The 12714-nt window shown below is 76.0% G+C and carries 11 protein-coding genes; 2 read left to right on the top strand and 9 right to left on the bottom strand.

Annotated features, from left to right (window positions below):
- Positions 1-20 precede the first annotated feature (20 nt).
- The 6 genes from B9W62_RS18925 to B9W62_RS18900 form a co-directional block, all read right to left on the bottom strand.
- A complete protein-coding gene (locus tag B9W62_RS18925; protein ID WP_087808295.1) occupies positions 21-881 on the bottom strand; it encodes a hypothetical protein in 861 nt (286 codons plus the stop codon).
- 133 nt (positions 882-1014) lie between these two features.
- Entirely contained in the window at positions 1015-2685 is a 1671-nt protein-coding gene (locus B9W62_RS18920) for a glycoside hydrolase family 13 protein (protein WP_087808294.1), read from the bottom strand.
- 100 nt (positions 2686-2785) lie between these two features.
- Positions 2786-3766, bottom strand: coding sequence for a nucleoside hydrolase (locus B9W62_RS18915; RefSeq protein WP_087808293.1), 981 nt, complete (start codon positions 3764-3766; stop codon positions 2786-2788).
- Between the two features lie 439 nt (positions 3767-4205).
- Positions 4206-5489 (bottom strand): threonine--tRNA ligase, encoded by a 1284-nt coding sequence (gene thrS, locus B9W62_RS18910; RefSeq protein WP_179235554.1) that lies wholly within the window; start codon positions 5487-5489, stop codon positions 4206-4208.
- 210 nt (positions 5490-5699) lie between these two features.
- Positions 5700-6851 (bottom strand): aminopeptidase P family protein, encoded by a 1152-nt coding sequence (locus B9W62_RS18905; RefSeq protein WP_087808291.1) that lies wholly within the window; start codon positions 6849-6851, stop codon positions 5700-5702.
- 159 nt (positions 6852-7010) lie between these two features.
- Positions 7011-7382, bottom strand: a complete 372-nt coding sequence (locus B9W62_RS18900; RefSeq protein WP_087808290.1) for a DUF6479 family protein — start codon at positions 7380-7382, stop codon at positions 7011-7013.
- A 240-nt stretch (positions 7383-7622) separates the two neighbouring features.
- On the opposite strand from B9W62_RS18900, the gene B9W62_RS18895 reads away from it, so the two are divergent.
- Entirely contained in the window at positions 7623-9302 is a 1680-nt protein-coding gene (locus tag B9W62_RS18895) for a right-handed parallel beta-helix repeat-containing protein (RefSeq protein ID WP_087808289.1), read from the top strand.
- A gap of 76 nt (positions 9303-9378) precedes the next feature.
- Here the strand turns inward: B9W62_RS18895 and B9W62_RS18890 are convergent, their stop codons facing one another.
- Genes B9W62_RS18890 through B9W62_RS18880 form a run of 3 tightly spaced genes read right to left on the bottom strand, consistent with a single transcriptional unit; the run spans position 9379 to position 11482 of the window.
- On the bottom strand, positions 9379-10257 hold the full coding sequence (locus B9W62_RS18890; RefSeq protein ID WP_087808288.1) for a serine hydrolase: 879 nt from the start codon (positions 10255-10257) through the stop codon (positions 9379-9381).
- Positions 10254-10553 carry a hypothetical protein gene (locus tag B9W62_RS18885; RefSeq protein WP_087808287.1) on the bottom strand — a complete coding sequence of 100 codons (300 nt, stop codon included), beginning with the start codon at positions 10551-10553 and terminating at the stop codon, positions 10254-10256. Before B9W62_RS18885 ends, B9W62_RS18890 begins: the two co-directional genes overlap by 4 nt.
- Entirely contained in the window at positions 10550-11482 is a 933-nt protein-coding gene (locus B9W62_RS18880) for a LysR family transcriptional regulator (RefSeq protein ID WP_256976502.1), read from the bottom strand. Before B9W62_RS18880 ends, B9W62_RS18885 begins: the two co-directional genes overlap by 4 nt.
- A gap of 368 nt (positions 11483-11850) precedes the next feature.
- Between B9W62_RS18880 and B9W62_RS18875 the strand changes: the two genes are divergently transcribed.
- Entirely contained in the window at positions 11851-12690 is an 840-nt protein-coding gene (locus B9W62_RS18875) for a CE1 family esterase (protein WP_256976499.1), read from the top strand.
- Positions 12691-12714: the final 24 nt, after the last annotated feature.

Here is a 12714-nt window from a genome sequence, read left to right as displayed (position 1 = left end):
CGCAGACGCGGAGTCCGGCGCTAGACCTGGGCCCGGCCCTGGCGGCGGGCCTCCGTCAGGCGGTCGGTGCCGACCTCGACGGCCGTCCGGGTGGCTTCGTCGGCCGGTGTGCCGAGGGTGCCGTTGGTGAGGCTGATCGCGTCGTCGCCGACGCGGACGGCGACCAGGTCCAGGGTGAGGACGCTGCCTCCGCCGTCCGCCCGGGTGTCCGCCCGGGTGTCCGCTCCGGTGTCCGCCCCGTTGTCCGGCGCCGTGCCGCCCACCGTCACCCGCAGGCCCCCGCGGGCGTCCCCCGCCTCCGGCAGGGGCAGGCCGGTGACCCGGACGTCCCGGGTGGTGCCGTCGGCGTCCCGCGCCTCGAAGCGCCCGCACGTGTCCGGCAGCGTCCCGAGCCACGCCAGCGTCCGGTCCAGGTCGGCGGCGCGGTAGGAGGTGACCCGGTAGTGCAGCTGGGCCCCGCCGTCCACGTCGTCCAGGGCGGCCGTGGCCCGGGGCGCGGTGGCGGCGCCGGTGCCGAAGAGGTCCTCGGTGTAGAGGACGTCCAGCAGCCGCCGGCAGTCGGGCCGCTCGGCAGTGGCCTTGAGCAGCTCGTCCCGCCAGGTCGCGGCCCCCTGCGTCGGCTCCCACGCCTCCCCCAGGTCGCCCGCCCCGACCAGGGCCGCCCGCGCCTGCCCCCGGGTGAGCACCGGCGGCAGCTCGGCCGACGGAAGCGCGGCCGGTGACTGCGGGGTCGTCGGCACCGGGCCGGCCGGCCCCTCCGTCCCCCGCCCTCCGACGGCGCAGGCGGCCGCCCCCAGCGCCAGCACCGCCGCGAGTGCGGCACCGGGCAGCGCACGGACGGCGGAGGCGTGTGACGGTCGGGCGGCGGGGGCGTGCTGCATCGGTGCCTCCTGGAGGGCCGGTGCGACCGGCGCCGTGCCGGATCGGTCACCCCTCCACGGCACCACCGTCCCCGCCCCGCCACCAGCGTGTGCGGCCGTCCGGGTGAGAGCGCCGGGCGGCCGCGCGGGCCGGTTACAGCCCCAGCCACACCGTCGTGTCCGGGCCCAGCCGGCCGTCCTCCAGGGGCGCGCTGCTGAGCAGCACCTCGCCGGCCGGCAGGTCGACCGCGGTGCCGGAGAGGTTGGCGACGCAGCGCCAGCCGTCCGAGCGGTCGAACCGCAGCACCCCCGCCGGTACGTCGTCCGACCAGGTCAGCGACTCGCCGTCGAGCAGCTTGCGGCGCAGGCGCAGGGCCGTGCGGTACAGCTCCAGCGTCGAGCCGTCCACGCCGTCCTGGGCCTGGACGGCGTACGCCGCGAAGCCCGGCGGCTGCGGCAGCCACGCCCCGCCCGCGCCGAAGCCGTACGAGGGCCCCTTCGTCGTCCAGGGCAGCGGCACCCGGCAGCCGTCGCGGCCCTTGCGGACGTGGCCGGTCTGCTCCCAGATCGGGTCCTGGAGGACCTCGGTGGGCAGGTCGGCCACCTCGGGCAGACCCAGCTCCTCGCCCTGGTAGAGGTAGGCCGAGCCGGGCAGCGCCAGCATCAGCAGCGTCGCCGCGCGGGCCCGGCGCAGCCCGGCCGCCGGGTCGACGGCGGGTGCGCGGCCGCCGGACAGCAGCCATGCGTCGGTGTCCGTGTCCGGCGGCAGGACCAGGCGGGTGGCGTGCCGGACGACGTCGTGGTTGGACAGCACCCAGGTCGCCGAGGCGCCGGCGGCCCGCGCGTCGGCCAGCGAGCCGGTGATGACCTCGCGCAGCTCGGCCGCGTCCCAGCCGGTCTGGAGGTACTCGAAGTTGAAGGCCTGGCCGAGTTCGTCCGGGCGGGCGTACAGCACGCGCCGGGGGCCCGGGACCCAGGCCTCGGCGACGGCCGTGCGGGGCGGGGTGTAGGCGTCGAGGATCTTGCGCCAGTCGCGGTAGACCTCGTGGACGTCGTCGCGGTCGTAGAACGGGTGGGTGCCCGGCGCGAACCGGTCGAGGGCCGCCTCGCCGCTCAGCTCGGGGGCGCCGAGGTCGCGCAGCGGCTCGGTCAGGTCCTTGACCAGCGCGTGCGCGACGTCGACGCGGAAGCCGTCGACGCCCCGGTCGCACCAGAACCTCAGCGTGGTGCGGAAGTCGGCGCGGACCTGTTCGTTCTCCCAGTTCAGGTCGGGCTGTTGGGGCGCGAACAGGTGCAGGTACCACTGTCCGTCGGGCACCCGCTGCCAGGCGCTGCCGCCGAAGACGGACTGCCAGTCGGTGGGCGGGAGTTCGCCGTGCGCGCCGCGGCCGTCGCGGAAGACGTACCGGTCCCGGGCGGCGGAACCGGGGCCGGCGGCCAGCGCCTCCCGGAACCAGGCGTGGCGGTGCGAGGTGTGGTTGGGCACCAGGTCGACGATCACCTTCAGGCCCAGCCGGTGGGCCTCGGCGGCCATCGCGTCGAAGTCGTCCAGTGTGCCCAGGCGCGGGTCGACGTCGCGGTAGTCGTCGACGTCGTAGCCGCCGTCGGCGAGTTCGGAGGGGTAGAAGGGGCTCAGCCACAGGGCGTCGACGCCGAGGGCGGCCAGGTGGGTCAGCCGCTGGGTGACGCCGCGCAGGTCGCCGAGCCCGTCGCCGTCGGCGTCGGCGAAGCTGCGGGGGTAGACCTGGTAGATGACGGCCTGCCGCCACCAGTTGGGGTCCTTGGACGACAGGTCGGGAGTGCTGGCGGTGCTGCGTACGGTCACGCGGCCTCCTTCGCGGTACGTGCGGGCGACACGAACTGATCTGGTACGTCTGTCCAGATCACCCGAAAAGGGAACCCGTGCGCCCGCGACGCGCCGGGGGCTACGCCTCCGTGCGCTCGACCGTGCCGAGGTACAGGTCTACGTACCGGGTCACGTCCACGTCGAGGGCCACGTCGACCAGGGCCTGTTCGCGCATGCCGTCGTGCAGTTCGGACTCGCCGACGCGCAGCCGGCGGTCGACGAGGGTCTGGCCGCGGGACGGGCCGGGGGCCAGGGACACCTCGACGGGCAGCCGGTGTGTGGTCAGGCCCGCCGGGTCGATCACCGCGCAGACCGCGCCCGCGTCGCCGAGCCCGCCGCCGGGGTCCGTCGCGTCGGTGGCGGGGCCGCGGTGGGCGAGCAGCTCCCCGGCGAGCCGGGTGCCGGGCTCGGCGCTCGCGCGCAGCCGCCGGACGTCCGGGCCGGGCACGATCACCCGCTCGAACACGTCGAGGCCGTACATCGTGATCGGCACCCCGGCGGTGAGCAGGATCGCGGCGGCCTCGGGGTCGTGCCACACGTTGAACTCGGCGACCGGTGTCGCGTTCCCGGTGGCCACCGCGCCGCCCATGAACACGATCCGCTCGATGTTGCCGGTGACCTCCGGGTGGGTGCGCAGCAGCAGGGCGATGTTGGTCAGCGGCGCGGTGGGGATCAGGGTGACCGGGCGGGGGGAGGCGAGGATCTCCCGGCGCAGCAGCGCCACCGCGTCCACGTCGGCGGGGGCGCGGGTGGGCGCGGGCAGCCCGAGGTCGCCCATGCCGTCGGCCCCGTGCACGTGCCGCGCGGTGCGCACGCCCTCGATCAGCGGCCGCTCGGCACCCCGGGCGACGGGGACGTCCGGGGCGCCGGCCCGCTCCAGCACGGTCAGCGTGTTCCGGACGACGCCCGCCACGTCCGTGTTCCCGGCCACGCAGGTGACCGCCCGCAGGTCGATGCGCGGATGCCGGACCGCCAGCAGCAGGGCCAGGGCGTCGTCGATGCCGGTGTCGCAGTCGATGATCACCGGAATGGGCTGCTGCTGCTCGGAGACGGTGCGCACGGCCGGGGGCTCCTTGTTGCTTCGCGGGGACGCCGATGCCGGTGACCCTACGCGGACCCGCCCGGATCCCCCGGCTCGGGAGGCTCGGCACCGTGCCGGTGCGCTTCGCCGTGCCCCGGGCGGGGCTTCCCGCCCGGGGCGGCGGAGGACGGGCACTGCGTGCGGGTGGTGCGGGTAGCGCGGTCGCCGTACGGGCGTGCGGGTTCGGCCGGCTCGGGACCGCGGGCCCGGTCCGGGCCGACGGCCGCCGCCGTGCCGGTTCGACGCCCCGCCTCCGCAGCCGGCCCGACGGGACACCGGACGCCCCGCCCGCCCGGTGCCCGCACGCCCCGCCTCCGCAGCCGGCCCGACGGGTCACCGGACGCCCCGCCCGCCCGGTGCCGCACCCCCCGGGTCCGGGGCCCGGCGCCTCGGGTCCGGCGCCGGGCGCGTGGGCGGCTCAGTCGGACGGCCACAGCTTCGGGGCGCGGGACTCGACCCGGTCGGTGACGCGGTGCAGCAGTTCGGTGCCGGGGAGCCGGCCCGGGCGGCGGCCGTCGCGCAGGCGTACGTCGACCAGGTCGCCGCTCTCCGCCTCCCGCGCGCCGATCACCGCCAGGTACGGCACCTTCCGCGCCGCCCGGACCCGGGCGCCGAGGCTGCCGCGTTCCGGGTCGGCGACCTCGGCGCGCAGGCCCCGGCCGACGGCCTGCCGTACGAGGGCGTGCGCCGCCTCCCGCTGTGCCGCGGCCACCGGCAGCACCACCAGCTGCACCGGGGCCAGCCACGCCGGGAAGGCGCCGCCGTGCGCCTCGATCAGGTGGGCGACCGCTCGTTCCACGCTGCCGATGACGCTGCGGTGCACCATGACCGGGCGGTGCCCGGTGCCGTCGGGGCCGATGTAGCGCAGGCCGAAGCGTTCGGGCTGGTGAAAGTCGATCTGGACGGTCGACAGGGTCGACTCGCGGCCGGCCGCGTCCTCGATCTGCACGTCGATCTTCGGGCCGTAGAAGGCCGCCTCGCCCTCCACCGCCTCGTACGGCAGTCCGTCCAGGGCCTCCCTGAGCAGCGCGGTGGCCCGCCGCCACAGCTCCGGGTCCGCGACGTACTTGCCGCCGGGGCCCGGCAGCGACAGGCGGTAGCGGGAGGCCCGGATGCCCAGGTCGGCGTGGGCACGGCGGATGAGCCCGAGGGCGGCGCGGGCCTCGTCGGCAGCCTGGTCCGGGGCGCAGAAGACATGCGCGTCGTTGAGGTGGATGGCCCGCACGCGGGTCAGTCCGCCGAGGACGCCGGAGGGCTCGGAGCGGTACATCGCGCCCAGCTCGGCGATGCGCAGCGGCAGTTCGCGGTAGCTGCGGGAACGGGAGCGGTAGACGAGGGCGTGGTGCGGGCACAGGCTCGGCCGCAGCACGACCTCCTCGGCGCCCAGTTCCATCGGCGGGAACATGTCGTCGCGGTAGTGCTCCCAGTGCCCCGAGATCTCGTACAGCTCGCGTTTGCCGAGGACGGGGGAGTAGACGTGCCGGTAGCCGGCCCGGCGCTCCGCCTCGCGGACGTACTCCTCCAGGGTGTGGCGGACGACCGCGCCGTCGGGCAGCCAGTACGGCAGGCCCGCGCCCATGAGCGGATCGGTGTCGAACAGCTCCAGTTCGCGGCCGAGTCGCCGGTGATCGTGCCGGTGGTCGTGGTCCTGGTTCTGGCCCTCGACCTGGTTCTGGTCCTGGTCATGGTCCTGGTCGTGCATGGTGGTCTCCCTCGGAACGGTCCACGGGACGAGCACCACGTGACGAAGCCCCGGGGCGCTTGCCCCGGGGCTTCGGACTTCTGGTCAGCAGTCAGCGCGCCGGGACGGTTCCCGGCGTCGTCATCAAGGACGAGCAGGCGCGCTTCATGGGGGCGACGGTACGCGGGGCCGGGACGCGGACGCGAGCGGGTTTTCCTCCGGCCGGCGCCCTCAGCGGACGATCACCAGCTCGTGCGAGGTGGTGTTGAGCCGTCGCGCCCCGTCCTCCGTGCAGGTCACGACGTCCTCGATACGGACGCCGAAGCGGTCCGGGAGATGGATGCCGGGCTCGATGGAGAAGCACATGCCCGGTTCGAGGGGCTGCTCCTCGCCCTTCCCCAGATACGGCGGCTCGTGGGTGGTGACGCCGACGCCGTGCCCGGTGCGGTGCGCGACGTGCCCGGCGTGACCGGCCTCCTCGAGCACCGCGCGGGCCGCCCGGTCGACGTCCTGGCAGGACACCCCGGGCCGGACCGCCTCGAAGGCCGCCCGCTGCGCGGTCCGGACGGTCTCGTGGACCCGGCGCTCCTCGTCCGTCGGCGCCCCGACGTGGACCGTGCGGGCGATGTCGAAGCCGTAGCCGTCCCGCAGGCCGCCGAAGTCCAGGACGACCATGTCGCCGTCCCCGATGACCCGGTCCCCGGGCCGGTGGTGCGGGTCGGCGGCGTGGGGTCCGGCGCCGACCACCGTGAAGTCGATCCGGCTGCCGCCGTGCCCGCGCAGCAGTCCGGCCAGGTCGGCGGCCAGCTCCCGCTCGCTGCGCCCGCCGAACCGCAGCCCCAGGACCTCCTCGTACGCGGCGTCCGCCGCCGCTGCCGCGGCCGTCAGCCGGGCCACCTCGTCCGCGTCCTTCACCGCGCGCCGCATGGGCAGTACGACGGACAGCGGCTGGTAGGTGGCCAGCGGCAGGGACGCCTGGAGGCAGAGCAGGTGCAGCGCCCAGGTCGCGTCGGAGACGGCGTACCGGCCGTGCGGACGCAGCAGGCCGGCCGCGGCGGCGTAGGCGTCCTGTCCCTCCCACCAGTCGGACACCCGTATCGCGCCCGCGCCGGGGGCCGCCTCGGCGGTCGGGCGGTCGATCGCGGGCACCAGCAGCCGGGGCTGGGAGGTGGCGGTGAGGACGAGGAGGGTGAGTCGTTCGGTGGTGGCGGTGGGCCGGTAGCCGCACAGCCACACCAGGTCGGGGCCGGGAGTGACCAGCACACCGGCGAGCCCGAGGGCGGCGGCCTCGTACGCGGTGCGGTCCATGCGGGCCGCGTAGACCTCGTCCGTGAAGGCGGCGGGGGTAGCGTCACCCCCGCCGTCGTCGCCCGGTTCACTCATGGCCGACGGCGGCGCACCGCGCGTGCGGGCCTTCCGGTACCGGCCATGTCGTCGCCTCCAGGGACCCGGTGGGGCAGCTCCCGCGCGAGCACGCGGATCTCCTCCAGTGAAGCCCGCGGTGCGCCGCCGCGTCCCGTGGCGCACCGCCGGACGGGTGACTCAGACGTGGCCGGGTCCACCGCTGCCGAAGGCTCCGCTGGACCCCGGCAGCCAGCGCCGCCGTTTCTGGTCCTCGCCGCGGCGGCTGCCCGAGTGGTGCAGTTCGTAGGGCATGAGCCGCGGGCTCCCGTTGTCGTTCAGCGGGATCTCGTCGGGTTCACGCATCTCCCGCTCCTCGCGGACGGCCCCGGTGTCCGGGAGGTGCGGCTGTTCGTCGGCGCGGGGGCGGTCGGGTTCCCGGTCCATGACCCGCATGCCGATGCGTACGGCCCAGACCAACGCCCCGGCGATCACCAGCCCGATGATGAAGACCAACGCCACCTTGAGCCCGCCCGAAGGCGCGGCCAGCACTACATACGTTGCCGTACTCATGTTCTGATTATGTACCCCCAAATGAGATAAAGCGCCCGATATGTCTCTGGGGGTGTGCTCGCGCGTGTGCGTGCGATTGGGACGGGCCGGGGGCTGGTACCCGGTCGGTACGGGGTGGTCACGGCCTCGGCCCCGGTCTCGGCCCCGGCCTGGGAATCGGCCTCGGGCCTCGGTCCCGGCCCCGGCCTCGGTCCCGGCCCGGCGGCCGCCCCTCCGCGCCACGGGTGGAAGGAGCAGCCCATGACCGCGCCCTTGACGGCGGACGCCCATGAGTACGGCCTGGTCGGGGACGGCACCGCCGACGACGGGCCGGCCCTGCGGAAACTGGTGGACGCGCTGGGCGACGCCACCGCCGGGGACGGACGGCCGGGCACCGTGCGCGTGCCCGCCGGGCGGTACGTGATCCGGGATCAGCCCGTGCTCTGGCGCAGCGGCGTCTCGCTGGTCGGCGCCGGACGCGGCGCGACGTGCTTCGCGCTCACCAACCCGGGCGCCCCCACGCAGCCGGTCCCGCTGGCCTGGTTCACCACCGCGCAGCACGGCGCGGGGCCGGACCACCCCATCGCGGACGTCACCTTCGCCCACTTCGAGATCGACGGTTCCGGGGTGGAGACCGAGGAGTACGAGGTCCTGGCCAAGGGGCTGGGCCTTCAGTACGTGCTGCGCGGGCGCTTCAGCGACCTGTGGATCCACGACACCGCCGCCACCGGCTTCGGGTGCGACTTCCTCCAGGACACGGTGGTGGAGGGGGTGCTGGCCGAGCGGTGCGGGCGGCAGGACCCCGGCGAGAAGATGGGCGGCGCGGGCATCGGGATCGGGGTCGGCGGGTGGGGGCCGGTCGAACGGCTGGCGGTGACCGACTGCACCGCGCGCGGCAACGGCACCAACGGCATCTTCCTCGAGCTCCAGCAGGACGACTGGGTCCCGCCCCGCGGCATCCGCATCACCGCCTGCCACGCCGAGGACAACCGCTACGGCATCTCCGACTGGGGCGCCGACGGCCTCCTCGTCACCGGCTGCACGATGCTCGGCAACCACGTCGCCGGGTTCGACGTGTCGGCGCAGGGCACGACGAGTGTGGGCGGGCGCGGCGGCCTCGTCACCGGGTGCCTGGTCGACGGCAACGCGGGGGACGGGATCGCGCTCGGCAACACCCCCGGTCCGTACGGCTTCCACGGCAACCGCGTCGGCGGCAACGGGCGGTACGGCTACTGGCAGCACAACCTGGCGGGCGGCGACCAGGAGCCCGCCACGGACATCGTCCTGGAGTCCAACGACATCCACGACAACGCGCTGGACGGCATCCGCGTCGACGCGCCGCTGCACGAGCCCGCGATCCTCGGCAACCGGATCCGGGGCAACGGCCGCCGCGCGGCGCCGGAAGCCCGCGGGGGCGGCGAGGGCGTCCACTGCGGGCCGCTGTCCCTGACCGACGAGCGGGCCGACTGGCTCCCGGGCGGCCACCGCGGCAAGGAGCTGACGATCGGCGGCGAACCGGGAGGGGCCGAGGCCACCGCCGACGGCACCGCCGTGGTCGCCCCCGAGGCCGGCGTCGAGGTCACCGCCGTGGTCACCGACAACACCGCCACCCGGCTCACCCTCGCCCCCCTGCGCCCCGGAGCCGACACCGCGTGGCCGGACGGCACCCCCGGTCCCGGCACCGCCTACCGCCTCCCGGACTCCCCCGCCCCGCGCGCCGGTCTCACGGCCGCCGCCGCCGTCACCCACCCGTGCGTGCAAGGCAACCGCGTCCGGGACGACGGGCGCCCCCGCACCCAGGTCCACGCGGTGTGGATCGCGTCCCGGGCCACCTGGACCGGCGGCCGGGTCTCCGGCAACGACTTCAGCGGCAACGGCTCGGCGTCGACCCGCTTCGACTCGGCGCCGAGCGGCGGACGCTGGCGCGACAACGCGGGGTGACGCGGATGCCGCGGGTGCTGCGAGTGCTGCGAGTGCTGGGGGTGGCGGCGCGGGTAATGCCGGGGCCTCGGCACCGTCAGGGTGCCCGCAGCGCGTCCACCGCGATCCGGGCCGCGGTGCCGATCACCGCGTCCGCCGCCGGGAGTACGGCCGCGGTGTGGGCGGTGCGGGTGAAGACGGCCACGGCGTAGCGGCCGCCGTCGGGGTACTCGACGACGCCGACCTCGTTGCGCAGGGTCGGCAGGCTGCCGGTCTTGCCGGCCACGTGCACGTCGTCGAAGGGGAAACCGGCGGCCAGGCGGTGCGGCCACACCTGGAGCCCCATGATCCGGCGCATCGCGGCGCCGTACTCGGCCGGGCAGGCCTCGTCCCGCCACAGGGCGGCGAGCAGGCGGGTCATGTCGCGCGGGGTGCTGTGGTTGGTGCGGGCCGGGTCCAGGGCACGCAGCCGGGTGATCACGTGCGGGTCGGTCAGCGCCCGCGCTCCGTCGGGCCCGGCGTCCTCGCGCATGGTGCCCAGCATCTCGCCGAAGCCGTACACCGCCCGTGTCCGGGTGAGGCCGAGCCGGGCCGACGTGCGGTTGACGGCCTCCAGGCCGACCCGGCGCAGCAGCAGGTCGGCGGCGGTGTTGTCGCTGACGGACATCATCAGGAACGCGGCGTCGCGCAGCGACAGCCGGACCGGGTCGAGCATGGCCGCCAGCCCGGTGGGCCCCGGGGTGCGTCCGGTGGGCAGGCACTCGACCTGCTCGGTGAGGTCCAGGTCCCCGGCCGCCGCCAGCTCGTGCAGCGTCACCAGTACGCACAGCTTGTGGACACTCGCCGTGCAGACCGGCTGGTCCGCCCCGGCGCCGACCTGTGCCCCCGAGTCGATGTCCACGGCGTGCAGCCACCCGGTGACCCCGGCATCGGCGAAGGCCGCGTCCAGCCGCGCGGCGGTGGCGGCGTCGCTCATGACCGGTCCTCCGACGCCACGTCGGCCCCCACCGGCCGCCCGGCGTCGGTGAGCGCGGCGGGAGGTGCCGCCGGTCGGTGGCGGAGGGCGGCGGCCGTGGCCAAGCTTCGGGTGCCGGTGCCGGTGCCGGTGCCGGGTCCCACCGGCCGGGTGGTCGCGGCGGCACGCGCCCCGGGCCGGGCGTGCGCCTTGCGGAGGGTGCCGCCGAGGGGGTGGGCGGGGGGCTTCGGGCGTGCGTGGCCGGCGGCGGTGGCGGGGTGTGCCGGTCGGTGGTCGAAGGCGGCGGTGTCGGTCAAAGCCAGTACTCCGATGCCGGGCGTAGGTGCAGGGGCCGGGCGGGTGTCTCGGCGTGGGCGTCGGCCGTGGTGCGCAGGGCGTGGGTGGCCGCGTCCGCGAAGGCGCCGACGGCGGCGTCGCCGCGCCCCTTGGGCCAGGCCGCGGAGTGCCGCCAGGCGGGCGGCGCCCCGGCCAGCGGGCGCCAGACCAGGTCCTGGTCGCCGGGGGTGACCAGCCGGGTGTCGCGGGGGCCGAGGGCGACGGCCCCGGACGACAGGACGAGGCCGCGGACGAAGCTCGCGCCCTGGCCGTGCCGTACCGCGGCGGGCGTGTAGCCGCCCCGGGCGCAGGCGGTGAGCAGGTCGTCGTAGACCGCGGGGGCGTCCGCGCGCGGGAAGAGCACCAGGTCGTAGCCGGTGAGCGCGGCGAGCGGCACGGCGTCCAGCTCGGTCTGCGGCGCGCCCCGCGGCAGCAGCACGCCGAGGTCGCGGCGGAGCACCGGGCCCAGCTCCAGGCCGGTGACGTCGCACGGGTGGTGGATCAGGCCGACGTCCAGTTCGCGGGCGGCGAACCCGGCGAGCTGCTGCGCGGTGGTCAGCTCGTGCAGTTCCAGTTCGAGCCCGGCGTGCCGGCGGCGGAAGTCGGCCAGCAGCGCGGCGACGGTCTCGCCGGAGATGTCGGGGGACAGGGCGGCGCGCAGCAGACCGCTCTCGCCGTCCCGGATGCGGCGCGCCGCGGTCCGCAGTGACTCGGCGCGGGCCAGCAGCTCACGGGCCTCGGTGAGCAGCAGCGTGCCCGCCTCGGTGATCGCCACCTGGCGGCTGGTGCGTTCGAAGAGCCGGACGCCCAGCTCCTTCTCCAGCCGCTGGATGCGCTGCGACAGGGGCGGCTGGGCCATGCCGAGCCGGGCGGCGGCACGCCCGAAGTGTGACTCTTCTGCAACAGCCACAAAGCACTCCAGGTGCCGCACCAGGTCCACGACCAGTAATCATATCGGTGATTGATCGATCCGACATCCATATCGGTCTTGGACAGGGACTCGACGGGGTTGCTCTCCTCGGGGCCATGCGCTCCTTCCCTGGCCCTGGCCCTCGCTCTGGCCCTGTCCCTGCCCCTGACCCTGACCGGCGCCTCGCGCCCCGTGCCCGCCGGTGGCGCGGCGTACTCGCCCTCGCCTTCGTCCTCCCCCTGGCCGGCTGCGCCACCGACTCCGACTCCGGTGCCGACTCCGGCCGTCCGGCCGCGGCGTCGTCGGCGAGCGGCCCGGCCACCGCCGGTACGGGCACGGGGGCGCCGGAGGTCCGCGCACAGCTCCGGGTGGACGGCGACGTCCGCCAGTACCTCCTGCACCGGCCCCCCACTTCCGCCGCCGACGGCGACGGCCCAAGGCCCCTCCTCATCGCGTTCCACGGCCGTGGGGCCGACGCCGCCGAACTGCGGGCGAAGACCCGGCTGGAGCGGGCCGCCACCGCGCGCGGCATGCTCGTCGCCTTTCCCGAGGGCCTCGGCCACGGCTGGGGCGCGGGCACCCAGGCGACGAAGCAGCGTCCGGACCCCGCCCTGGACGTGCGGTTCACCGAGGCGCTGATCAAGCACCTGGTCCGCACCGAGCGGGCCGACCCCGGCCGGGTCTACGTCGCCGGGTTCTCCAACGGCGGCTCGATGGCCCTGCGCATGGCCGCCGAGCGCCCCGCCCTGCTCGCAGGAGCGGCCTCGGTCTCCGGCCAACTGCCCACGGGGGACGCCGCGGTGGAGCCCACCGGGCCCGTCCCCGTCATGGTCGTCTACGGCGCCGACGACCCCGTACGGCCGCTCGCGGGCCTGCCCTCCCCGCCGCCGGACCCCGAGGAGCCGATCCTGCCGACCCGTTCGGCCCGGGACAGCGCGGCGGCGTTCGCGGCGGCCGGGGGCGCGGGCGAGCCGGTCACGCGGGAGGAGAAGGGCTACGACCGGACGGTGTGGCGGCTCGGGAAGGACGCCCACGGCGGCGACCGGCGGACCGGCGGCACGGTGCAACTCCTCGTCGTCGAGGACGCCGGTCACACCTGGCCGGGTTCGACCGTCCCGCCGCCCGAGGGGTTCGGTCCCGTCAGCAAGGCCCTCGACGCCACCGACACGATCCTCGACTTCTTCACCGACCCCGGCCCCGGCCGCTGACCCGACAAGGACCTGCCATGCCCG

Origin of the sequence: Streptomyces sp. CS113, assembly GCF_002188365.1 — a bacterium.
Classification (GTDB): domain Bacteria; phylum Actinomycetota; class Actinomycetes; order Streptomycetales; family Streptomycetaceae; genus Streptomyces; species Streptomyces tendae.
The sequence above is the reverse complement of the archived record's forward strand: the minus strand, read 5'-3'. Positions and strand labels throughout refer to the sequence as shown.